Source organism: Paracoccus onchidii (assembly GCF_028294535.1).
Lineage (GTDB): Bacteria > Pseudomonadota > Alphaproteobacteria > Rhodobacterales > Rhodobacteraceae > Paracoccus > Paracoccus onchidii.
Window position 1 is genome coordinate 84,127 of the sequence record NZ_JAQBIE010000002.1, and the last position, 23,635, is coordinate 107,761.

18 protein-coding genes are annotated in these 23,635 nt (G+C 59.8%); 6 read left to right on the forward strand and 12 right to left on the reverse strand.

Translation table 11 applies throughout. The features are described from left to right. The first annotated feature begins 179 nt into the window (after nt 1-179). On the forward strand, nt 180-2,318 hold the full coding sequence (locus tag PAF17_RS01905; protein ID WP_271887391.1) for a glycosyltransferase family 61 protein: 2,139 nt from the start codon (nt 180-182) through the stop codon (nt 2,316-2,318). 219 nt (nt 2,319-2,537) lie between these two features. Here PAF17_RS01905 and PAF17_RS01910 read toward each other — a convergent pair whose 3' ends face one another. Further along, complete coding sequence (locus tag PAF17_RS01910) at nt 2,538-3,941, reverse strand: aldehyde dehydrogenase family protein (RefSeq protein ID WP_271887392.1); 1,404 nt, start codon at nt 3,939-3,941, stop codon at nt 2,538-2,540. Between the two features lie 314 nt (nt 3,942-4,255). Here PAF17_RS01910 and qhpR point away from each other — a divergent pair, with 314 nt between their 5' ends. Beyond that, nucleotides 4,256-5,251 carry an AraC-like transcriptional regulator QhpR gene (gene qhpR, locus PAF17_RS01915; RefSeq protein WP_271887393.1) on the forward strand — a complete coding sequence of 332 codons (996 nt, stop codon included), beginning with the start codon at nt 4,256-4,258 and terminating at the stop codon, nt 5,249-5,251. Here the strand turns inward: qhpR and PAF17_RS01920 are convergent. Genes PAF17_RS01920 through peaA form a run of 6 tightly spaced genes read right to left on the reverse strand, consistent with a single transcriptional unit; the run spans nt 5,155 to nt 11,984 of the window. Beyond that, nucleotides 5,155-6,882: an ABC transporter ATP-binding protein gene (locus PAF17_RS01920; protein ID WP_271887394.1), complete on the reverse strand. Its 1,728-nt coding sequence runs from the start codon at nt 6,880-6,882 to the stop codon at nt 5,155-5,157. The two genes, qhpR and PAF17_RS01920, sit on opposite strands and share 97 nt — an antisense overlap. Then, nucleotides 6,875-7,558 (reverse strand): subtilisin-like serine protease QhpE, encoded by a 684-nt coding sequence (qhpE, locus tag PAF17_RS01925; RefSeq protein ID WP_271887395.1) that lies wholly within the window; start codon nt 7,556-7,558, stop codon nt 6,875-6,877. The genes PAF17_RS01920 and qhpE overlap by 8 nt, the downstream gene beginning before the upstream one ends. 1 nt (nt 7,559) lies before the next feature. Continuing rightward, on the reverse strand, nt 7,560-8,636 hold the full coding sequence (gene peaD, locus PAF17_RS01930) for a quinohemoprotein amine dehydrogenase subunit beta (RefSeq protein WP_271887397.1): 1,077 nt from the start codon (nt 8,634-8,636) through the stop codon (nt 7,560-7,562). Between the two features lie 4 nt (nt 8,637-8,640). Beyond that, nucleotides 8,641-8,967: a quinohemoprotein amine dehydrogenase subunit gamma QhpC gene (qhpC, locus tag PAF17_RS01935; protein WP_271887398.1), complete on the reverse strand. Its 327-nt coding sequence runs from the start codon at nt 8,965-8,967 to the stop codon at nt 8,641-8,643. Beyond that, a complete protein-coding gene (gene peaB, locus PAF17_RS01940) occupies nt 8,964-10,424 on the reverse strand; it encodes a quinohemoprotein amine dehydrogenase maturation protein (protein WP_271887399.1) in 1,461 nt (486 codons plus the stop codon). The genes qhpC and peaB overlap by 4 nt, the downstream gene beginning before the upstream one ends. 9 nt (nt 10,425-10,433) lie before the next feature. Next, nucleotides 10,434-11,984, reverse strand: coding sequence for a quinohemoprotein amine dehydrogenase subunit alpha (peaA, locus tag PAF17_RS01945; protein ID WP_271887400.1), 1,551 nt, complete (start codon nt 11,982-11,984; stop codon nt 10,434-10,436). 211 nt (nt 11,985-12,195) lie between these two features. Between peaA and qhpG the strand changes: the two genes are divergently transcribed. Continuing rightward, a complete protein-coding gene (gene qhpG, locus PAF17_RS01950) occupies nt 12,196-13,458 on the forward strand; it encodes a flavin-dependent monooxygenase QhpG (RefSeq protein ID WP_271887401.1) in 1,263 nt (420 codons plus the stop codon). A 27-nt stretch (nt 13,459-13,485) separates the two neighbouring features. Here qhpG and PAF17_RS01955 read toward each other — a convergent pair whose 3' ends face one another. After that, the gene (locus tag PAF17_RS01955; RefSeq protein ID WP_271887402.1) at nt 13,486-15,843 is read right to left on the reverse strand and encodes an arylsulfatase; all 2,358 of its coding nucleotides are present in this window, start codon (nt 15,841-15,843) and stop codon (nt 13,486-13,488) included. Between the two features lie 209 nt (nt 15,844-16,052). Between PAF17_RS01955 and PAF17_RS01960 the strand changes: the two genes are divergently transcribed. From PAF17_RS01960 to PAF17_RS01970, 3 genes are read left to right on the forward strand one after another with little or no spacing between them, the layout of a single operon-like run. Continuing rightward, nucleotides 16,053-17,057, forward strand: coding sequence for a LacI family DNA-binding transcriptional regulator (locus tag PAF17_RS01960; protein WP_271887403.1), 1,005 nt, complete (start codon nt 16,053-16,055; stop codon nt 17,055-17,057). Between the two features lie 57 nt (nt 17,058-17,114). Further along, a complete protein-coding gene (locus PAF17_RS01965; protein WP_271887404.1) occupies nt 17,115-18,035 on the forward strand; it encodes a 2-hydroxyacid dehydrogenase in 921 nt (306 codons plus the stop codon). Between the two features lie 2 nt (nt 18,036-18,037). Continuing rightward, nucleotides 18,038-18,961: a sugar kinase gene (locus tag PAF17_RS01970; RefSeq protein ID WP_271887405.1), complete on the forward strand. Its 924-nt coding sequence runs from the start codon at nt 18,038-18,040 to the stop codon at nt 18,959-18,961. 64 nt (nt 18,962-19,025) lie between these two features. Here PAF17_RS01970 and PAF17_RS01975 read toward each other — a convergent pair whose 3' ends face one another. Genes PAF17_RS01975 through PAF17_RS01990 form a run of 4 tightly spaced genes read right to left on the reverse strand, consistent with a single transcriptional unit; the run spans nt 19,026 to nt 23,634 of the window. Continuing rightward, entirely contained in the window at nt 19,026-19,970 is a 945-nt protein-coding gene (locus tag PAF17_RS01975) for an ABC transporter substrate-binding protein (RefSeq protein WP_271887406.1), read from the reverse strand. A gap of 30 nt (nt 19,971-20,000) precedes the next feature. Continuing rightward, nucleotides 20,001-20,987 (reverse strand): ABC transporter permease, encoded by a 987-nt coding sequence (locus PAF17_RS01980; protein WP_271887407.1) that lies wholly within the window; start codon nt 20,985-20,987, stop codon nt 20,001-20,003. Next, entirely contained in the window at nt 20,984-22,507 is a 1,524-nt protein-coding gene (locus PAF17_RS01985) for a sugar ABC transporter ATP-binding protein (RefSeq protein WP_271887408.1), read from the reverse strand. The genes PAF17_RS01980 and PAF17_RS01985 overlap by 4 nt, the downstream gene beginning before the upstream one ends. Then, nucleotides 22,492-23,634: a Gfo/Idh/MocA family protein gene (locus PAF17_RS01990; RefSeq protein WP_271887409.1), complete on the reverse strand. Its 1,143-nt coding sequence runs from the start codon at nt 23,632-23,634 to the stop codon at nt 22,492-22,494. The genes PAF17_RS01985 and PAF17_RS01990 overlap by 16 nt, the downstream gene beginning before the upstream one ends. Between the last annotated feature and the right edge of the window lies 1 nt (nt 23,635).

Genomic DNA, 23,635 nt, shown 5'->3' on the forward strand with positions numbered 1-23,635 from the left:
TGCGCAACTCTTGATTGGGCGTTCGCATGGCTTTCATCCAGATCAGACAGGGACTGAAAACTGTTTGTGCAGCAATGCAACGCCACCGCCAAACCTGGCAGCGACATCACACCCGCAATCTTGTCAAGCCAACGTCCGCTATCGTAATAGGTGTTTTCAACACAAGGAAACGGCGACGAATGGCCCAGCCAAATCTGAACTGGATCAGCCCCGGCTTGGGCAAACAGGCGCAGCTGGTCGAAGAACCTACCTGGTTCTGGGCAGAGAAGGACGGCGCCATCGTTGACGCCTGGTCGGTTGCCGAGGACTTCACCCATATCAGCGACCAGACCATGTCGCGCCTGAACGAGCTGACCAGAAACAGCGCCCGGCATGACGGCCCGCGCAAGATCGTCGAGTTCAATTGCGGCTTGATCTATGCACCGCAAATCCAGGTGGGAAACCGGAATTTCCGCATTGATGGCAAGACCGTCTCGATCGATTACAGCAGGCTGTTGATCGCGCGTGAACTCAAGGACAAGCTTGCCGCCCAGATCGAAGCATCACGCGCGGCCACCATATCGCACCCCATCGACATCGCTGATGGGATCGCCCGCGATCTTCCCGTCTATGTTCAGGCGCGCGAGATCCATTATTTCTTTCATTTCATGACCGAAACCCTGCCTCAGTTCGTCACCATCCGCGACGCCGGCCTGCAGGGCCCGATCACCTTGTGCGACCTGAACGACCCCCCGGCCTATGTCATGGGCTTCATCGAAACGCTGTTTCCAGAGCTTGCAGACCGGGTGACGGTATCGGGCAAGCGGCACGATGTGTCAGACGCTCTTATCGTTGCGGATCTCGAGGATCTCTCGCGCACGCATGGCGCGATCGAACCGCCCCGGCTTGACGCCGATACCAGCGCACAACAACAGAACCCGCACGGGTTGCTCGGCATTTCTACGATGTTCTCAAACAGCCACTCGGTCAATCTCAAGCGTGTCGCCGAAACCGGACGCGATCTGGTTGCGAAAATGGACAAGAGCCATCTGCCGAAACGTTTCGTGATCTCGCGGCGCAAGGCCAAGCGCAGAAAGTTGATCGGCGAAGAAAAGCTGCTTGAACTGCTTGAGCCGCTAGGCTTCGAACCCTTTGTCGCTGAAGATTACTCACCGATGGAACAGATCGCCGCGTTTTCCCAGGCCGAAATGATCGTGTCACCCCACGGGGCGGGAATGACCAATATCATGTTCGCGTCGCCGAACTGCCATGCGATCGAACTGACGCAGAGACAATATGTCGGGCGCGCAAGGCATTTTATCCGCCTGGCCGATATTGCACGCTGCGGGTATGAAATCGTCCTGTGTGACGAATCCGGCGACAATTATGAAATGAAGGCCAATGTCGGCAACGATGTTGCAATTACAACAGATGCCGCTGCGCGCATCGCCCGGCATGTCCAGAATATATTGCAAGATGGGTTTCGCCCGAACTGGCGTCTCAGAACTGACAAGAAGGTAAACTCCGTGAACGCATTGACCGATATTGCAGGCAAAGAAGCACAGCGCATCCGCTTTTTCGGAATGCAGCGTTCCGGCAATCATGCCATCATCAACTGGGTCGCCCGCAATCTGGGGACGGACAGCCTGTTCCTCAACTGCTGCAGCGCCCGCAAAAGCCCTTATGAAAGTTTTACCCAGCTTGAAGTAAACGGCGAGATCATTCCCAAGGCGAAGCAGGTCGCACTGGATGGCAGCGCCCTGTCGCGATCGCTGGACGGCACGCATACCTTGCTTGTGTCCTACGAGAACCATTCACCGACAGAAAAGAACATTTCCGAGATTTCTTTACCCACCTATTCCGGGCCGGATTTTGCGAAAAACATCCTGATCCATCGTTCTTATCTGAATTGGCTGGCATCCTATATCAAACTGATCCGCAGCCGACTGCAAAAGAAAAAGCAGGACAGCCTCGCCGAAGAATTTGCTCAGGTTGCGCGCGGAGTCAGTCAGTATACGGATATGCTGGGCGTTCTGATCGATGGTGCACTGCCCGAGAACCTTGTCGCGATCAGTTATGACAAATGGTGCATCGACGGTGACTATCGGGCCGAAGTTCTGAACCGTCTGGGACTGCAAAATCAGGACAACAGCCTCGGAAACATTCAGGACTACGGCGGGGGCAGTTCCTTCGACGAAACAGGAAGCGCCGAAGTCGATCCCAGCCGTTTTGCCAAGCGCCGGGATCTGATGGAAGGTGATCTGACCTTTGACAGCTTTGCCAAACTACTGGAGCATGATCCGACACTGATCGCGCTGAACGCCAAAGGGCTGATCTGACAACTGCCCTCGCCATATGTGTGACGAGCCAGGCAGCCATGTGATAGGCACGACGCGCTTGTGGCTGATCTTTATGGCCGGGACGGGTATTTTCGACATCCCATAAACAACGGGACGAGGTCGAACCATTTTTCCTGTCCTTGTAGGTCGTGCGGCTTACCCGCACGACCTGTCCGCTTGACCGAAAAACGGACTCTCTCACCCGAACGGGTCTGGCATCTAGCGTGCTTCGTTCACGATACGGATCTGCGTGAATTCGGCCAGGCCTTCCTCGGCAAATTCGACGCCCAATCCAGATTGTTTCGCGCCGCCAAAGGGTATGTTCGGCCCGAACTCGAGATGTTTGTTAATCCAGACAGTGCCGCTTTCCATGCGTTCGGCGACGGCGCGGGTCATATCGCGATCGCTGCCCCAGACGGAACCGCCCAGTCCCAGCTCCAGCCCGTTCGCGCTGGCCAGGGCAGCCTCGACATCCTCGAACCGGATCACCGGCAGAATCGGACCGAATTGTTCCTCATCAACAATCTGATCGCCATCCTTCACATCGGCCACGATGGTCGGGTGAATGAAGTATCCCGGGCCTTCGCCGACCTCGCCTCCGGCCAGAACACGACCATCCTGACGGGCGCGATCCAGAAACCCCTTTACCTTGTCGAACTGCATCTTGTTTTGCAGCGGCCCGATCGTCGTGCCCTGCTGCAACCCGTCCCCCACCACGGCTTCACGCGCCATGACAGCCAGGCGATCGCAAACCTCTTCGTAAATGGAATCATGTACATATGCGCGCTTGATCGCCAGACAGACCTGTCCGGCATTCATGAATGCCCCGGCAAACAGTCCCGGCGCCACCTTTTCTGGATCAGCGCCCGGCAACACGATCGCGGCATCGTTTCCGCCAAGCTCCAGCGTGAGACGCTTGATGGTCGAAGCCGCGCTGGCCATGATCTTTTGTCCGGTTGCCGTCGAACCGGTAAACGAGATCTTGGCAATGTCGGGATGCGCGGTCAGCAAGGCCCCCAGATCGTTCTGATCCGTAATGACATTCACCACGCCAGCCGGCAGCAATTCAGCCATGATCGCACCAAGGCGCAGCGTGGTCAGCGGTGTCGTGGGCGACGGTTTGACAACGATTGTGTTGCCCGCCAGCAATGCAAGCGGCAGCTTGAATGCCACGATCAACAACGGGAAATTCCAGGGGATAATCGCGCCGACAACCCCCAGAGGCTTGCGGAACTGCTGCACAAGACGGGCGTCATTGTCTTCGATCACCTTCACCGGCAAATCGTAACTGGCCAGATGGCGTATAAAGGCGCAGGTATAGGCGATCTCGGCCGTCGATTCCGCCAATGGCTTGCCTTGTTCCTGCGTCAGCAAGCGGGCAAAAGCCTCGGACTCGGCCTCCAGCCGGTCAGCGATTTGCAGGATCAAGGTGCGACGATCGCTGATCGCCATTGCTGCCCATGCCGGAAACGCCGCCTTTGCCGCCGCCACCGCCTGATTCAGCTGTGCGGCCGAGGCGCGCGGCGCCTGGGCCAGAACCTCTTCGGTTGCCGGGTTCACGACATCCATGCTGTCGTCGCCGGAAACAAGCTGACCATCGATCAGCAATTTGTATTCGGTCATGATAAATCTCCCTCAATTCGAGAGATAGTCTGGCCTTTGCCCGTAGCGATTCTTGCCAAATGCGGCCAAGTGGCGCAGGCAATGCCCATTGGCGCCGCATTTGGCCGAAAATGTCAAAACATCAATATCATCAATACATCGCCAAACAGCCCGCAACACAATGAAAAATAAAACTTATATGACGGATTTATTCAGTTCTGCCGCATATGGCGAATACTAGGTCAACAAGGGGCAGTATGATAACAATATCGTAACAGGGAATAGCCGGATCAAGACGCAGCAAGCCGTCACCCGGTGTAGCCACGGGGATAACCATGCAGCAGTCATGGATTCGCGGAGCCGTCGTTTCAATGTTGCTGGGGTCGGACGGAGGTTCGGTCACGGCCAACGCGGCAACGCCCGCGTCCAGCGGAATACCGCTGGAAAGTTTCGTATCCATTCTGGAACGCAACCGTGCGTCGACATCCGACGGGGCATCGTCATGGCGTTCCGGTGAACAGATCCGCTTGCGCGACATCGGAATTGCCGGTGATGCCGTCAAGGCACGCAAATGCCTTGGGGATGCGTTGCGCGTTTTTTCGCGTGGATTTCCGACGGTACAGTCCAATACCTGCGTGTCAGTCGATGTCATCGCTGACGAGGTTCATGTTTCCTATCGCGTGCTGGACCCGCGTATCTGGCCGCGTCGCGCCGATGCCGAATTGAGCCTTGGTCTGATCCACGGCATTTGCGCACGCTATGGCGTGACGAAAGATGCCTTTATCGACCTCAGCTTTGAACATGAAGCAGATCGCGCCATGCGGTCATTGGCGCGACATCTGGGCCTGACGCCTCGCTTTGGGGCCGAAACGAACCGCATCATCCTGCCTGCAAGCGTGCTGTGGAACACCCGCCGCGACCCCAACGCCGATGATGACGTGGCCGCCTATGGCAAGCGGCTGGATGCGGCGCTGCACGAACTCAGGAATGCCACCCCGGTTTCCCAACGCGTCTGTGAACTTATCCTGGCCGGCATGGATCGAGGCATGGTCAATCAGGCTGCGGTGGCCAGTGAAATGGGGATGTCCGAACGTTCCCTGCGCCGTGCACTTGCACATGAAGACCAGCCCTTCCACGATTTGCTTGCCGAATGCCGCCGCAGTGTCGGGCTTGCACAGCTGGTGCGCACCGACCGCCTGTTCAGCGAGATCGCCCTAGCATTGGGATATTCCGATCAAACGGCCTTTTCACGGGCGTTTTCGCGCTGGTACGGCGCATCCCCGCGCGAACTGCGCAGGATCGGCACCGAGGCGGTCAGGGTAATGACCTGATCGAAGTCCAAGTCCCGCACAGGCCCGCTGTGAGCAATGAAAATAAATACCGCAGTCGCGCGGTGACGCTCAAGCGCGGCCAGAATGCGCAGGCAAGCCTGATCGTCGATCTCGGAAAATGCTTCATCAAAGATCAGCACATCGGCAGGACGCAGCAATGCCCGCGCGATTGCAACGCGCTGGCGCAGGCCACCCGACAGATTGGCCGCCGTTTCCGCCAGGGCCGTTTCAAGCCCATCTTCGTGATGCGCCCAATCCGCCAGATCAGCCATTTGCAACACCTGCCACATCCGATCATCGTCAGCGTCCGGATCGGCAAGCAACAAGTTGTTGCGCAGACTGCCCCGCAGCAAGGCCGATCGCTGCGCCAGATGTGTGATCCGTCCCGTCAATGCCGATGGCCGTATGGCGCCGATATCCAGCCCGTTCAGCATTACCGCACCCTGGGCCAAATGGGCATCGCCCGTCAGGGTCGCCATCAAACGTGATTTTCCGACGCCGGACGGACCATCCAGCAGCACCAGATCGCCCGGTCTGATCGTCGCCGTCACCCCGGTGTTCAGACCTTGCATGGCCCTTGCGTTGCGCAACTCGATCTTCAGGTGTTCGCCAGGCAGATCCCGGCCTTCATCCGGGCGCGTCGCTTGCATCACCCCATCAAGCCGCTGTGCCGCGACCTTGGCGCGGGCCTGCGCATGATACAATCCAAGCAGGTTGCGCAAGGGTCCGGACATCATCCCGGCATAGGCCAGAAACGCCACCAAGGTGCCGATCTGCCAGTTGCCGGTGATCACTTGCCAGCCGCCGATCAGCAGGATTGCACCCCGCATGATGGCCGTGATCGTCTGGCTGACGGCGGATACGGTTTCGGACCAAAGCCGCTGTTGCATCAAGGCCCCGACCTGCCCGATCTGGGTTTGCGCAAATTGATCGCGGCTTTGACTCAGGGCCCCAAGACCGCGCAATGTCGATCGCGATGCAACGGTTTCAGCCATTTGCGAGGACAACCCCCCACGCCACTGACGCACCGCTTGCGCCAATCGCGTCGTGCGCGGCCGCGCGCGACTAAGAAACCACAGCTCGAACGGCGCGGCCAACAAGGGCAGCATTGCCATGCGCCAATCCAGCGCGATCATCAGGCCAAGCCCGCCGATCAGGCGAAACACCGCCCCCACGGCCACAAGCACGGTATCAAACGCGAAACTCTGGATTTCGGCGCAATCCCCATCAAGCCGCGCCATGGCCTCGCCCAATGGCAGGTCCGGCAATGCCGGATCCCGCATCAGGGTCGCGCCGAAAAGCCGGCCGCGCAGATCGACCAGCATGCGTGCCGAAACACGCAGATGCAGCATCGCATTGACCATGCCAAGGCCAACAGCCCCCAACCCGAGGGCAAATGACAATCCCGACCACAGGATCAGGGCGGACATATCCCCCGCCATGATACCGGCATTGATCACCTGACGCGTCAGCATCGGCAAGGCAAGGCCAAAGCTGGCAGCGGCAAGCGAAAACCCCAACACGGTCATCGCGCCCGGCAAAGCCTTGCGCATCACGGGTGACAGCCATCGCGCCGTTTCCGCGCCAAACAGCAATCGCGCGACGCGAAATGTGATACCCTCTTCACCCATGTGCAAGCTTGCGGCGTTCAGGGCCCAGGATCAGGCAGCGATCGGCCAGTGCGCGAAACGCCTGCACCGGTGCCAAGGTCCCCTGCCGCGCCATCATGACCGCCAAATGACCGACGATCCGGGCCGCTCCGATACTTGCCCCCCCCATGCCGACCTGCCCATGTTCAGGCGAATTGCACCACGCACCTATGACGTCAGGTCGTGGCATTGAAAGATCATCCCAGCCGCATCTTGCATCCCCCGTGGCGGCCAGAACCCGGGGATACGCTGCCGGAAAGCAGGCCTCTCCCTGCGCCGGATGCGCGGCGACCAGAACCATGCCATTGGCCGTCAGACGCGCGCAGGCCTCTCGCAGGACAGCGCGGTCGGCCCGAAGACCAAGGCTCAGACAGACCAGATGGGGGCGATCAGCTTCCGGCAATCCTTGCAACCAATCCAATGCTGCGGCAACGCGCAACGCGCTGGTCACGGGACGTTCATCGAAAACCTGCGCATGACGGATCTGCACCGGGGGGCAGGCGCGTCGTATGATGCCCGCGACGGCAGTGCCGTGCCCCAACCGATCGGGTGTGACCGTGGTCTGGCATCCATCCGGCCCAAACGCCACATGACCATGCCCATCATTGGCATGGTCCGTCAACGGGCCGCCGCTGTCGATGACGCCGACCCTGATCATTTCAGTCCCCGCGCGAGAACAGGCGCACGCTGGCCAGTGACATCGAGGCATTGCCCGGCAGGTCGACCTGTCCCTTCTTTTCCAGCGTCTCGGAATCATAGGCCGCCAAATCACCAAGCGCGCCGCCCAGCCAGACCGTGTCGCCATCGGTCGAGACATTCACGGAATAGTAGCTGTGGGGCAGCGGCACCCGCTTGATCGACTTGTCTTCCTGAAGGTCGAAGCTTTCCAGCACATTATAGGCCCCGAAGGCACGGGTCTTGTCAGGGCTGACCGCGGTCGAGAAGTAGAACACATCCATGATGCGCACCTCTCGCATGTCCATCTCTCCGCTATCCAGATCCATGGTCAACATCCCGGTGCGATAGGCTTCCGGATCGGCAGGGTCCTTGGCTGTCAGGGCAGTATAGAACGGCACGGACAACACGTCCGAGCTTTCATGCTGGCTCCAGACCGCCAGAACATCCGGCTGGGAATAGGTTTCGGGCTGCCAGCTTTGTATCGGCAGATCTTCGATCAGTTCTCCGCTCACGGCATCCATGACATGCATGCTGCGGCCCAGGCCATAGATACGGGTGCCGTCGGTGGAATAGGCGAGAATGGTGATCTGCCGCGGCGCCTCGAAACTGGATTTCCGTTCCATGGTTTCGGTGTCGTAAAGCGCGATCCGGGTTGGCTGAACCTCGAAATGGGTCAGCTCCATCTTGACCGGGCTTTCATAGACGGCCAGCGTCCCGCCATCAGGCGACAGGGCGAAGCCGAACAGAGATTTCACCCGCTCGCCATCGCTGCTGAGATCGACGCGGGCGACGGCTTCGCCGCTGTCCAGATCGATCTTGACGAAGCTTTCCGTCTTGTTGACCGTCGAATAGGCAAATTTTCCATCCGGCGCGACGATGGGCACCATCGGTGTCGGACCGGCATCCTGAACCGTGATCGTATTGACGACCTTCATTTCCTCGGCATCGACAACGATCAGCTTGTCGGGGCGCGCGGGGGCCAGAATGAAATCCTTGGCCAGAACCGGCGATGCCAGAAACGCGGCGGACGCCAGAAGGGGCAGAAACGACATGCGCATCGGGTCAGCCTTTCTTTTCGGGGAAGACGGATTGCAGCTTGCGCCAGTCCTGCATGACATCATCGGCGCCCGCGCTCCAATCCGGATAGGTGTTCAACGTATCTGCGACCTGCGCCGGCCACCAGCAGGGGTCTGCACAGCCATACAGATCGGCCTCCATCGGCTGACACAGATTCGAAACCGCACCGAACGCATCCACTTCCCAACCGGGATCGAAGGATGTGGTGCAGCCAACCAGAGAGTTCATCGCGACGACTTCGTCCTCGCGGCCTTCGGCCTCGGCTTCGACAAAGGCCTTGGCCTTGGCATTTGCGGGGGTCAGATGTTTCATTGTGGAAGAACCTCCTTGGCGGGGCCGGAGCGCGTGATCCGGGGTTCAAGCTGGCTACGGAAGAAATCGGGATTGGCGCGCATGATGCGGACATAGGATTCGATGCCGAAATCCACCCAGTCTCGCATCAGGTCGCAATAGTGATAGACAGGCGCAAAGGCGTCGCCCTGCCGGGAATAGCTTTCGTGATAGCAACCGCCCGCACAGATCGAACGGATGCGGCAGGTTTTGCAGCCATATTCGCTGCGATCCTGGGCCTTTTCGATGAACGCGGCCAGCTTCGGGACATCGATTCCCTTGTCGACATTCCCATAGGTCGGTTCATTCGAGCCGACGAACCGGTGACACAGATGCAGGTCGCCTTCCAGATCGACGGCCAGCATCCCCAACCCCGCACCGCAAGGCACCTGTTTCTTGGTGCCCTGAGCGATATCGGTCAGCAATTGGTGCATGTTCGAGAAGCCGATATTCTCGCCACGGCACGCTGCCTCGACATAGCGCTGGCCAAGGGCCTTCATGTCGTCGAACACATGTTTCAGCCCGGCTTCGTCCAGATTGAACACCGCGATCGGACCTGAAGTCGCGGGACCGAACCCGACCTCGGCAAAGCCCAGATCGTTCTTCAGGTGGTCATGGATGCCGATCACATCGGTGACGCCGCGCGTCAGGGTCACACGCACGCCGACCGGACGGGCCGTATAGCGCGACAGCAGCATCCGCACCTTGCGCGACACCAGATCATAGGTACCCTTGCCACCGACGGTCTTGCGATTGATGTCATGCAGGGCCTTGGGCCCATCCATCGAGACGGTCAGCGCGAAACGATGCGCATTGAACCAATCGACCATCTCTTCGGTCAGCAAGGTCGCGTTGGTGGTCAACGAGAAATCGACCGTCTTGCCCATTTCGCGGGCGCGCGGCACAGCGTATTCGACGACCTCGCGGATCAGGGGCATGTTCGACAGCGGCTCTCCGCCAAAGAACACCACATTGACGCGATCCCGATCGACCGCCTGTTTCAGCAGCAACTCGAACGAGGCGCGCGCCGTGTCAAAGGCCATCTTCTGACCCTTGGCAGGCGTGGTCAGATCCTCTTTGTAGCAATAGGTGCAGGCCAGATTGCAGCCCGTATTGACGTTGAGGATGATGGTCGACAGCGGGATTTCCTCGACCTTGACGATCGGCCGTGGAATATCGGCGGCTTCGGCATCGCGCAGGATATCCAGCGCCATGAAGCTTTGCAGGCAATCGCCCAGATCATCCGGGCTGTGGCGGTCGCCAAGCCGGGCCTTCATCGTCCCGGCATCGACCGCCGGGGTGGTGCGAAACAGTTCATAGACGTCCTGTGCGACCGCATCCAGTTCGAACAGGCTGGTCGTCGGCGGATGCATCAGCATCGCATAGCCATCGATATCGACGCGATGCGCATTGTGGCGGACAAGGGTCAAGGCAGACATGACGGAACCTCAGCGGATTGGCGCATCGACAAAGCGCTGCACGGTTGCATATAGATGCGCCTCGGCGGTCAGCGGCGTGTCACCGGCTTCGACCGTAGCGATCACTTTCAGGTTGCCCGCATTGTTGGTCATCATCGGGCGTTCGGGGTTCGGGCCTGCATCTGCGGGCACGAACAGGCCGGTTTCATCGATCTGGCCGGCGAATTTCGCATCCTCCATCGCGGCGGCGGCCTCGTCGAAATTGTCGACGGCCCATTGTGCGTCGAATGCACCCAGGGCGATGTCGTCTTCGGTCGCGGCCTGACCGTCGGGGCCGTTCAACCAGCCCATCGCCTCGAACTGGGCCGGAGCCTTTGGGATCGGACCGCCGCCGCCACCGATACGGGCCATGGCCATTTCGGGGACGATGGTGATGCGGTCAGGTTGGTCATAGGCGACCAGATCCACCTGCTGTTTCCCTACCAGTAGGGAAAACGGTCCGGGCGCCGTCTGGGCCTGGACAGACAGCACCATCACACCTGAATCGGAACTCTCTGTTGTTGCCGTGACACCTTCAGGCAAGGTCAGGTCATCGCCCAGCCCGACACCTGCGACACGGATTTTAGTTTCTTCGCCAATCCGCACGCGCCGGGGCGTGGCCGCGATCACCTGTGTCGCACCATCTTCGGGCAGGGCCGCAATGCGTCCACCGATCATGTCGCGATCGGTTTCGTACCAGCGCCCTGAAATCGCACCGTCCTCGGCAATTGCAAATACCTGCCGGATCGAGGTCGTGCCGTCAGTCAATGTCGCGCGCCACTCGCCCGCGCCGAGTATCCGCCCCGTGCCTTCAAAGGTCTGGCTGCCATCGGCAAAATCAAGCGTCATGGTCACGGCGTAATCGCCATCTGCTGCCTGAAGTCGCAGCATGCCGGTGTAATCACCCCGCCCCGGCTGTCGGCCTGCCAGCACATAATCGCCGGACGCATCGCCGGAAAACGCCGCAGGCGCTTCGCCGAGCGGATAGGTCTTGGCAAGGAACGGAATGATCTCGGCCTTGGCGATGCCCCACCAGTCGCGATCACGCGCCAACGCCTGATATTCCAGCGTCGGGAACTGCCCCAGGTGGAAATTGATCAGATGTTCCCAATCCTGCGGGCTGCGCCGTTGCAGCGCGACGCGCGCATAGGAATGGCAGCGCCCGCATGTCTGCGTCATCAGATCATCCGGACCCGCATCAAAGGCCACCGGCTCGCGTTCAAGGATATAGCGCCGGTCGGACGTTTCCTCGAGGGTCAGGCCGCGCGTATCCGCCAGATGGCGAACGATTGCCAGACGCTCGTCATCTTCAAGATAGACGTCATGATTGCGGATCATCCGCGTGACCGTCATGTCCCAACCTTCCGGGGTCTTGCGCACGGCGCTGATACGCTCGTAGCCGCCATCCTCCGTCGCGGCATGGCAAGCGGCACAGGTATTTTCCAGCACCTCTTCGCCGGTCACCGCGAAGGCGGGCAAGGCAAGGGACAGCGCGCCAAATGCGCAGCTTGTTACCAAGGCTGATCGGATAAGTGGCTTCATCTTGCTGCTTCCTCTGGCTCGGCTGAGGATCCGGGACGGGCCGGATCCGAATTGATATTTTTCAGCAAAGCGCCGCAGGCCGGGGCATACTTGTCATTCCCGGCCACAGTCGCGGCAGATTGACGCGCAACAAGGTTTTGGCCGCTTTTGTCAAGTTGACTGCACGCGGATAAGGCGATCCTGCCACAAGGCTGAACAATCGCGGAATACAATGGCAGACGCGTTCGATCTGATTGTCCTGGGAGGAGGACCGGCAGGGGCCGTTTCCGCCTGGCTGGCCGCGCGCGATGGCCTGCGGGTTGCACTCATCGATCCTTGCTGCACCGCGGCCCGCCTCGAAGGGCTAAGTCCGCGACTGCATCACTGGTTGGGCAAACAAGGGCTGTTGAAAGGCTTTGATGGCATCTTTGGCCCGCTGCGCAGGCGCGTCGACTGGGCGGGAATCAGCGATACCAACAGCGAATATGTCGTCGAACGCGACAAGTTGGATGCGCATTTGCGCGCAGCTGCACGCCGGGCCGGTGCCCAACTGCGGCACGGCAGCGGCACACCCGTTGACGGCGGAGCGATCCTGTCATCCGGGCATCACCTGCAAGCACCAATGGTGATCGACGCCCGGGGGCGCAAATCGGGACATCACAGCAGTATTCGTGCCGCCGCCACCCTGGCCATTTGCGGCTGGATGGCCGGCGCCGAAATTGACGCCGGCATATCCATCACCGCCATTTCAACAGGATGGGTCTGGCGCGTTGCCTTGCCCGATGGGCGCATCTGGGTGCAGGCAATCATGGATGCCACTGGTCACGGCAGCCCGGCCATGCGGCTGCATGATGCCCTGTCCCGCGCCGAACCCAGCCTGACCAGCGCCAGGCCAGTCGGCCAGGTCAATGTGCGGGCCGCGCAACCACGCCTGCCCGCTCCATTGCGGGATCTGACCGTGCTGCCGGTCGGTGATGCGCTTGCGGCCATGGATCCCTTGTCGGGCCACGGACAGTTCTGGGCGGTTTCCAGCGCGCTTGCTGTCGCGGCCGTGCGCCGCAGCCTGGCCGCCTGCCCCGGTCAGGACACAAACGCCATGTCGCTGCAATTCCTGAACACTCGCGCCGTGGGCACCAGCCTGCATCAGGCGCGCGTGGGCCGTGATTTCCTGCGGCTGGAGCAGCGGTTTTCCAAACATCCCTTCTGGCAGAGACGGACCGGATTTCCAGATAATGAAACCAGCATCGCCGCGCCCGAGGAAATCACGGTCGGTCAGTCGATCGTTGTCGAAAACGGTCAACTGGCGCGCCGGGACATCCTGTTGACCCCGCGTTCGCCCGACGGGGTCGCGTGGTTTGGACCGGTGCCTGCGGTCGAGGCATGGCAGATACATCAGACCGATGGCCTTCGCGGCCTGCAGCAGCGTTGGGGCCAATGGGATCAACACATCCAAAAGGCCCTGCTCCTCGAGGAAACCCCTGCGTTTTCGTCATGAGGCACATGACCGCGGAAATGGACGCGTTCAGGGTTGCTGCAGATCGATCACGATATCACGGATCGTACCGGTGAAGCGGGTCTGGTCGCGACCGATCCCGATCCCCTCGGCAACGGGTGTCTGGTTATCCAACCCGACATCGGCTGTTTCATCAGCCGAAAAGATCAGTGGCTGTGTCTTGTCGATCCGTCCCTTCGCCAGCGAGATGCCATCAACAGACAAAATCGCATCGCCGCCCTTGCCAAGCCCATCGCCGTCATAATCGAACTGCACCACGATTTCGGCGGGCCCGGCAGACAGCGGATCCACCGCCTCGATGGTATATCGATCAAGACCCAACCAGTTATACGTGTATATCGGCCGTCCCTCGTCCATATAAAGCGACCAACCGCCGAAACGTCCGCCCTGGGCGATGATGACGCCCTGTGCGCCACCTTCGGGAATGTCGACATTCGCCGTCAGCGTCATCGAGCTGTTCTTGATATTGATGAAGGTGTTTTCAAGCATTCCGTCCATGCCGGGATAAAGCGTCAATGAGCTTCGTCCCTTCATCAGATCGAGGCGTCCGGCCAGGGCGGGATTGGCGCGTTCGACGGTGCGGTCATCAATTGGCAGCACGTGATACTTGCGCGCTTCTTCCATGAACACGCTTTCAAGTTCTGCAAGTTTCTCGGGGTGCTGAGCCGACAGATCACGGCTGAGGCTAAAGTCGCGGCGCGTGTCGAAAAGCTGCCACTGGTCTTGATCCAGCGGCCGTTGCTGACCGGTTTCCCAAGGGGCGCGGTGAAGCGTCCGCGCAAACCATCCATCACGATAAATGGCGCGGTTGCCGAACATTTCGAAATACTGGGTCGTGTGACGCTCGGGTGCGGCCTCGTCATTGAAACTGTATAGAAAGCTGGTGCCTTCGATCGGTATCTGCGGAGTTCCGTTGACCACTTTGGGTTCTGGCAGACCCGTCGCCTCGAGGATGGTCGGAGCGACATCTATCACATGTGTGAATTGCCTGCGCATTCCCCCCGCATCAATGCCGTCGGGCCAGTGAACAACCATACCGTTGCGGGTGCCGCCGAAATCGGATGCCACCTGCTTGGTCCAGGCAAAGGGGGCATCAAAGGCAACCGCCCACCCCGCCGCCATATGTGGAAAGGTGAAGGGACCGCCCCATTCATCGATCAGGGGCAATAGGTCCTCGACGCTTTCCGTGACCTGGTTGAAATAGGTCATTTCGTTGAACATGCCGACAAAGCCACCCTCGGCGCTGGTGCCGTTGTCACCGGCAATATAGAAGATCAGGGTATTGTCCAGCTCGCCAATATCGCGCAGCGCATCCACGACCCGCCCGACCTGATCGTCGGTATGTGACAGGAAACCGGCGAAAACCTCGGCCTGCCGCGCAAACAGGCGGCGCGAGTTGTCGTCAAGATCCTCCCATGCGCTCAGATCCTCGGGGCGTGGGGGCAATTCGGTTCCGGCGGGGACAATGCCGGCCTCGACTTGTCGCGCGACGGTTTCAACACGCACGGCGTCCCAACCGTGGTCGAACTGCCCCGCATAGCGATCCGCCCAGTCTTTCGGAACATGGTGCGGAGCGTGCACGGCGCCGGTCGCAAAATACATGAAAAACGGCTTGTCAGGGGTCAGGGATTGCTGCGCCTTGACCCACTGGATCGCCTGATTGGTCATATCGACCGTAAAGTGATAACCCTCGAATTGCGGAGGCGTCACCTTGGTCACACCATCATAAACCAGCGGATACCATTGATCCGTTTCACCACCTATAAAGCCGTAGAACTTGTCAAATCCCTGATGTGTCGGCCAACGGTCGAAAGGGCCTGACACGCTGGTCTCCCAAGGCGCGGTCTCGTGCCATTTGCCAAAAGCACCGGTGCTGTAACCGTTCAACCGCAATGTCTGGGCGATCGGTGCAACGCCATTTGGCAATCGACCGGTATTACCGGGAAATGCCGTCGCGGTTTCCATGATCGATCCGGTATTCGTCGTATGGTGATTGCGCCCGGTTTTCAACGCGTTGCGGGTTGGCGAACAAAGCGCCGTCGTATGAAAGTTCGTATAGCGCACCCCTTCGGCCGCCAAAGCGTCCAATGTCGGCGTGGCGATCGGCCCGCCAAATGCACTGGGACCGCCAAACCCGATATCGTCAATCAGGATAATAACGACATTCGGCGCACCTTCCGGGGCAGTCACTTCGAACTGGACGGGGGGCGTTGCATCGCGGGCGTCAAGTTGATCGTATCGCGGCGGGTCAGGCTCGGCGATGGGCAGGATGGTTCGGTCGGGCTGGCCGTTGCCGGCACCGGCTATAGCCGCGAAGACCAGAAACCCCGTTAGAAATATGGCAGAACCTTTACCGTCAATTTTCATGATCCTTCTCCTTGTCATGGCATCCACGCGGCCCGCCGCACCCAAAGGCACGATGGAAGTTCAACAAGAAATTCAAAGATGCAGTCAGCTTAGCGCGAAACCTGTCGTTTACGAACACCCAATTCACACCTATCCGTCCCGCCGGCCCCGCGCTTGACAAGTGGCGCGGCGGATGGGCTTTTTCGGAATGGGCTGGCAGGGCGGCAGGAATGAAACGCAAAAGAGTTACATTGGAACAGGTTGCGCGCGCGGCGGGGGTTTCGCGCGCGACCGTTTCGCTGGTGGTGCGGAAATCGCCGCTTGTGGCGGAAGCGACCCGTGAAAAGGTCGAATGCGTCATGGCCGACATGGATTATGTGCGCGATCTGGGGGCCGCGCGGATGCGCAGCAATCTCAGCCGCACTGTCGGGGTCATCGTCCCCAATCTGGTCAACAGCTTCTTTACCGAATTTCTAGCCGGTGTCGAAACCGTCATGGGCGAAGAAGATCGCGTCGTTTTGCTTGCCAACAGCCAGGATGATTCCGCGCGCCAGGACACGATCCTGCAACGGTTCCGGGGCCATGGGGTTGATGGGGTCATTCTCTGCCCTGCTGCGGGCACAGCCGAAGACCTGCCCCGCCGCATGCGCGAATGGGAATTGCCGCTGGTGCAATCACTGCGCGAAATCTCTGCTGGCAGCAGCGATTATGCCGGTGCCGACTATATCGAAGGCACCAGACTTGCGGTCCGGCACCTGGTCGATCAAGGTCATCGGCGCATTGCCTTTCTGTCTGACAAAACCGCAACATCCGCACGCAGTGAACGATTGGCCGGCTTCAACGCCGCGCTGATCGAAACCCACGCCGAAAACGCAGGCACGGTCGAAACCGAACTGACCTGGTGTGGTGCCATGCAAACCGCGCGGGACGTTCTGGCGCTGCCGGCGGCACCGACCGCAATTCTGTGTTTCAACGACATTCTGGCCGCAGGACTGATGTCCGGCTTGCGCCAGAACGGTGTCGAACCCGGCGTCGATCTTGCGGTCATGGGGCTGGATGATTTGCCCTTGGCGCAACTGACGCATCCCGCGCTCAGCAGCATCGCCATGATGCCCGATCAAATCGGCATGGCAGCGGCCCGTCAACTTGCGCGAAGACTGGCGCAACCTGATGCGGAAATATCCCGCACCATCATCACGCCACGCATCGTGATCCGGTCCAGCACCGGTTGTTGACTTGAATGCCGCAGCTATTTAGAACGTTCCAAATCATCACCCGAGGTCCTTTCCAACATGAGCCGTAAAACCGTTCTTCAACTGGCTTCGCTAGAGCCATCCGATATGCAAACGCAGTTGATGGACAACTATGAGGTGCTTACCGATATCGATGCCGCATCCCATGCCGAGATCGTGGTAACGGCCGGAAATGTCGGTTTGTCGGGCGCGGCAATGGCCAGGTTGCCGGCGCTGAAGTTGATTGCGGTGAACGGGGTGGGCGTCGATGCCGTCGACCTGCCCGAAGCCGCAAGACGCGGCATCGCCGTCACCACCACGCCCGATGTGCTGTCACTGGCCGTCGCGGAAATGGCCCTGGCTCTGGCGCTGGACGCCGGACGGCGAATGTCCGAAGGCGACCGCTTTGTCCGCGAAGGCAACTGGGCCACAAAGGGGAAGCTGGGCCTGGGCAATTCGGTGCTGACAAGACGCGCCGGGATATTGGGGTATGGCCGTATCGGGCGTAGTCTGGCCGACCTTTTGCGGGGCCTTGGGATGCAAGTCACCTATACCGCACGCAGCAGAAAACATGACAGCCTTGACAGCTTTGCCGCCGATCCCGTCACGCTTGCGGCAGAATGCGAATTGCTTTTCGTGACCGCTGCCGGTGGATCGGACAACAAGGGGCTGGTCAATGCCGAGGTCTTGCGTGCGCTTGGGCCCGACGGCATTGTCATCAATGTTGCACGCGGCCCGGTTGTCGAAACGCAGGCACTGGCCGACGCGCTGAGCACGGGCATGATCGCCGCCGCCGGGCTTGACGTGTTCGACGACGAACCGAATGTCCCGCAATCCTTGCTGAATGCGCCGAATTGTGTGCTGACACCGCATATCGCCTCGGCCACGGTTCAGGCCCGGCGTGCCATGGCACAGCTGGTTCTGGACAATATCGCGGCCCATGTCGCCCAAAAGCCCCTGCCCACACCTTACAAGGATTGAACATGCGTTATCTTTCAATCGGCGAGCCTTTGGTCGAATTCAACGCACGCCCCGATGCGGAATCCACCTTCGACCGCCGCGCCGGTGGTGACAGCCTGAACACGGCCATCTACCTGTCACGCCTGTTGGGTGCGGGCGAAGTCGGCTATCAGTCCTGCCTTGGCGATGATCCTCAGAGCATCTGGCTGCGTGGCATGATCGAGGCCGAGGGCATTGACGTCACCGCGCTGGCAATGCGCCAGAATGCCCGCCCCGGCCTGTATTTCATCACCACCGATGAACAGGGCGAGCGCAGCTTTACCTATTGGCGCAGTCAGGCACCCTATCGGGATCACTTCAACGACCCTGCATCGCTGGCTGCGATCGAGGCCGCGGATGTGTTGTTCCTTTCCGCGATTTCATTGGCCGTATTGCGACCAAGCGGGCGCGCGAACCTGCTTGCCGCATTGAAAACACGCCGTGAATCCGGGGCGCAAGTCATCTTTGATACCAATTATCGCCCCGTATTGTGGGAAGACGCCAACACCGCCGCGGATTTCATTCTTCAGGCTGCCCAGATTTCGACACTGCTTCTGCCATCCTACGACGATCTGACAGCGTGTTTCGGTGCAACCGCTCTCGATCAGGCAATGCAGGACCTGATGTCACGCACCGAGGCCGAAATCGTGATGACGACCGGGGGCGATGCAGTGTTGCGCCGCGCCGCCGCAAGCGACAGCTATCAACGCCATACCTTGCCCCCCGCCGTCAAAGCCGTGGACACGACCGGCGCAGGTGACAGCTTCAACGCCGCATATATCGCCGCACGCAGCAAAGGCCTGGCACCAGAGGACGCGATCGACAAGGCGGCCGCGCTGGCCTCGGTCGTGGTCTGCCATCAGGGCGCCATGATTGCCCGCAATGCGATGCCCGATCTATTTTCCTGACAGGACCGCGCCGCCCATCTTCGCCCCCGCTTCACATCCGAAACGGGGGCGCGTTCATTTCCGATCAGAACGGGCTGTCGGGAAAGTAGAAATCATCCGCATTCTCGGGCGTCACAAGAACCGAGCCGATGATGAAATCACCTGAAACCGGTGCATTCGACACCAGACCGACGGCCGTAACCTCGATCGCGGTCGCGATCATTGATGGCGGATAAGTCACGTCAGCAGGGATCATCGCATCGTTATCCTTGACGCGTTTGATCATCTCTTTCATCCCGGCACCGCCCAGAACAAAGTTGATATCTTCGCGCCCGGCAGCATCGATGGCGCCCAGCACCCCAACCGCCATATCGTCATCTGACGCCCAAACCGCATCAATTTCCGGATACTTAGACAGGAAATCCTGCATCACCGTAAAGGCGTCATCGCGGTTCCAGTTGCCATGCTCCATACCCAGGATTTCGATTCCGGATCCTTCGATCGCCTGCTGGAACCCTTCGACCCGCTCATTGTCGATCGTTGTGGGAATACCGCGCAGCACCACGATCTTGCCTCCATCCGGCAGCGCCTGGGCCATGTATTCACCCGACACGCGCCCGAAACCGGGATTGTCGCCCGCAACATACAGATCCTCGATCCCTTCGACCGACAGGCCGCGATCGACAACGGTAACCCATGCACCTGATTGCTTGACGTTCTGAACCGGGCCGGTCAGCGGCTCTGATTCAAAAGGAAGAACGACAAGTGCGTCGATATTGCGGGTCGCGACCATATCCTCGATATCGTTCACCTGCTTTGACGGATCCGACGCCGTGGCAAGCACGAAATCAAGCTGAGGATAGGCCGCGTCCAGGCGGTCGACCGCTTCTTGCGCGAAATAGTTCATCCCTCCGGCCCAGCCATGGGTCGCAGCGGGAATCGAGACCCCGATCACCTTGGTGTCATCCTGCGCAAAGGCCGGGGCCGACAGGGCGACCGCAACCGCAAGTCCGGATACGAAATGTTTCATGTTAACCTCCCATTTATATCGGCCGCGACCCTAGCCGTCAGCCTTGCTTTCACGCTGCAAGACAACAGCGAGAACGATGATGGCCCCCTGAATGGCACCGTTCAGATAGGGCGATACGAAATCCGTCAAATTCAGGATATTGCCGATCAGCGACAGGATCAGAACACCTATCACGGTCCCCCAGACGCGGCCGAACCCGCCCTTGAGGACAGTTCCTCCGATGATCACTGCGGCAATTGCCTCCAACTCCCATAACACGCCGGTCGCCGAAGACGCCGAGCCGAGGCGCGGCACATACATGATGGTCGCGACGCCCACCAACATGCCCAACGCCGCATAGGTCATCAGCCGCACATGTCCGACGCGAACACTGGAATAGCGCGCCACCTGGTCATTGGATCCTATCGCGGCGCAGTGGCGACCGAATGCGGTTGAACGCATCACGATTTCCCCAATGATAACAACCAGCGCGAATACGATAATGGGCCAGCTGATGCCGAACACCCCGCCGTAATAAACCGGTTGGTAAAAGCTGCGCAGCGTGAAATCCAGCGACAGCGTGCCACCATCGGCCAGCCATGTCACCAGACTGCGATAAATGCCCATCGACCCCAATGTCACGATGAAAGGTTCGATCCCAAGCCGGGTGATCAACAATCCATTCAACAGGCCCGCACCCAGACCCGCGATCAATGCGGTCGCCATGCCCAGCAGGACCACCGGAATCCCGACGCCAAGCCCGGGCAGCGCCTTGTTCATCATCAGGATCATCAGGCCGGCGATAAATGCCGCCATTGATCCGACCGAAAGATCCAGCCCGCCGGCCGTGATCACAAAAGTCATACCGACGGCAATGATCCCGATAAAAGCCGAGCGCGCCAAGACATTTGTCAGGTTGTCCCAACCCAGAAAGTTCGGGTTCAACAAGGCACCCGCCACGAGAAGCGCGATCAATCCCAGAACCGGGCCGACCACCGTCATGGACAGGCGTCGATCTGTGCGGATGATGGCATTCATACGGTCTTCTCCTCTGCAGGAGTTGTCTGGACAACCCCCATCGCCAGACGGACAATTGCGTCTTCGCTGGCCTCTTCGTCCTGCAATTCCCCCATAATCCGGCCTTGCCGCATGACGAGGACGCGGTCGGCAAGGCCAATCACCTCTTGCATCTCGGATGAGATGACCACGATCGCCTGTCCCTGACTGGCTAGATTACGAATGAATTCATACATTTGTTGCTTGGTTCCGATATCGATCCCGCGCGTCGGCTCATCAATGATCACGATCCGCGGTTCGGCCAGCAAAACCTTGGCAAACAGCAGCTTTTGCTGATTTCCGCCCGATAGATTCCGGATAAGCGAGTCGCGATGCCCGCGAATGTCGAAATCGGCGATCGCGCGGGTCAGGGCGTCGTCTTCGGCAGCCCGATCGATCCGTCCACGATCGACAAACCGTTCCAGCGCCTGAAGTGTCAGGTTCTCGTGCATTCCCTTGTCCAGCAGCAATCCGCGCGTCTTGCGATCTTCGGTCAGATAGCACATCCCCAGTGCCTGGGCCTGCCAGGGCTGATCAATCTGCACCGGCTTGCCGAATACCCGAATATCACCCTGCCCCGGGCGCAAGCCGCAAATCGCCTCGAAGGTTTCGGTTCGCCCTGACCCGATCAGCCCCGCAACCCCCAGGATCTCGCCCTGACGCAGCGACAGCGATATATCCGTCGCATGACCCGCTACGTTCAGATTTCGGACCTCCAGCGCCAGATCGCCCGGCTGTCCCAGCTTGGGCGCGAACAGGTCGGACATCTCACGCCCGACCATCGCCGTCGCCATGTCATGTTCGTCCATTTCAGCGGCAGGGCCTGACCACACCACGCGACCATCGCGCATGATTGTCAGATCATCGGCAATTTCCGAGACCTCGTCCAGCTTGTGCGAAGTGAACAGAACAGCGGTGCCCGCCTCTTTCAGCGCGCGCACCTGACGCAGCAGAACCGCCGTTTCCGACCGTGTCAGAACAGCGGTGGGTTCATCCATGATCAAAACGCGGGTATCGCGCAACAGCGCCTTGGCGATCTCGACCATTTGCTTGTCGGAATTGGATAAATCCGACACGCGGCGATCGGGCGAGACAGAACAATCCAGCCGCGCCAACAATTCGCGCGTCCTGCGCCGCATCGCCGGCTTGTCCAGCAGCAAGCCGCGCCTGATCTCGCGGCCAAGAAAGATATTCTGCTCGACCGTCAATTGCTCGGCCAGATTGAATTCTTGGTGGATCATCGAGATCCCAAGACCTTCTGCCTCGGCGATGGTTTGAAAGCGAACCGGCTGGCCGTCAAACTCGACCTCACCCTGACTGGGCGGCTGATAACCCGCCATGATCTTCATGGTGGTCGACTTGCCGGCACCGTTTTCACCGATCAATGCATGAACCCGGCCGGGACGCAGCACGATATCGACATCATGCAACACCTCGATCGGGCCGAAACTGCGGCTGACCCGACGCAGTTCCAGAACCGGCTGGTTCACAACGTCACCCATGCGGCATCCTCGGCGGACGAGCGGATGCAGGCGTCAATAAAACGCATCCCGGCCAGCCCTGCATCGATGCCCGGCAACAGGTCCAGAACCGGATCACGCCGCCCCTGTTGAGCCGCACGGATTGCCTGTGCGGCGCCCGCATAGATATTGGCGAAGCCTTCAAGATAACCCTCGGGATGGCCACCGGGAACACGCGAGACGGCATTGGCCTCTTCTGTGGCACCGGCGCCTGCGCGGGTCAGCAAACGCTTTGGTTCACCGAATGGCGTGAACCAAAGATAGTTCGGATCCTCTTGCGCCCATTCCAGACCGCCCTTTTCACCATAAACACGCAGCTTCAGGCCATTCTCATTGCCGGGCGCAACCTGACTGCACCACAGCATACCACGCATGCCGCCGTCGAAACGCAGCATGACATTCGCGTTGTCATCCACCCGGCGCCCCGGCACGAAGCTTTGCAGATCCGCTGCCAGTTTCTCGACATTCCGTCCGGTCACAAAACATGCGAGATTATGCGCGTGGCTGCCAATATCCCCGACCGAACCGCCCGCACCCGAACGTTCCGGGTCGGTTCGCCATTCGGCCTGTTTATTCGTGCCGGTTTGTTCGGCCGCCTCGGTCAACCAATCCTGCGGGTATTCGACCTGCACGACACGCAGATCCCCCAATGCGCCAGCCGCGACCATCGCCTGCGCCTGACGGATCATGGGATAACCCGTATAATTGTGGGTCAGAACAAACAACGCCTTGGATTCGGAAACAGCCTTGGCCAGTTCATCGGCCTGTTGCATCGTCGCCGTCAACGGCTTGTCGCAGATGACGTGAATACCGCGTGCCAGAAACGCCCTGGCGGCGGCCGCATGCACGTGGTTTGGCGTGACGATCGAGACCGCCTCGATTCCGTCCGCACGCCCGGCCTCGGCCTCGGCCATGTCTTCAAAGCTACCATAGCACCGGTCTTCCTCCAACCCCAGCGCAATACCGCTTTCGCGGGATTTCTCGGCCGTCGAAGACAGCGCACCGGCCACCAGATCAAATTCGCCGTCGATCCGCGCCGCGATGCGATGCACCCCGCCAATAAAGGCGTCTTTTCCGCCGCCAACCATTCCCAGTTTGATACGCGCCATG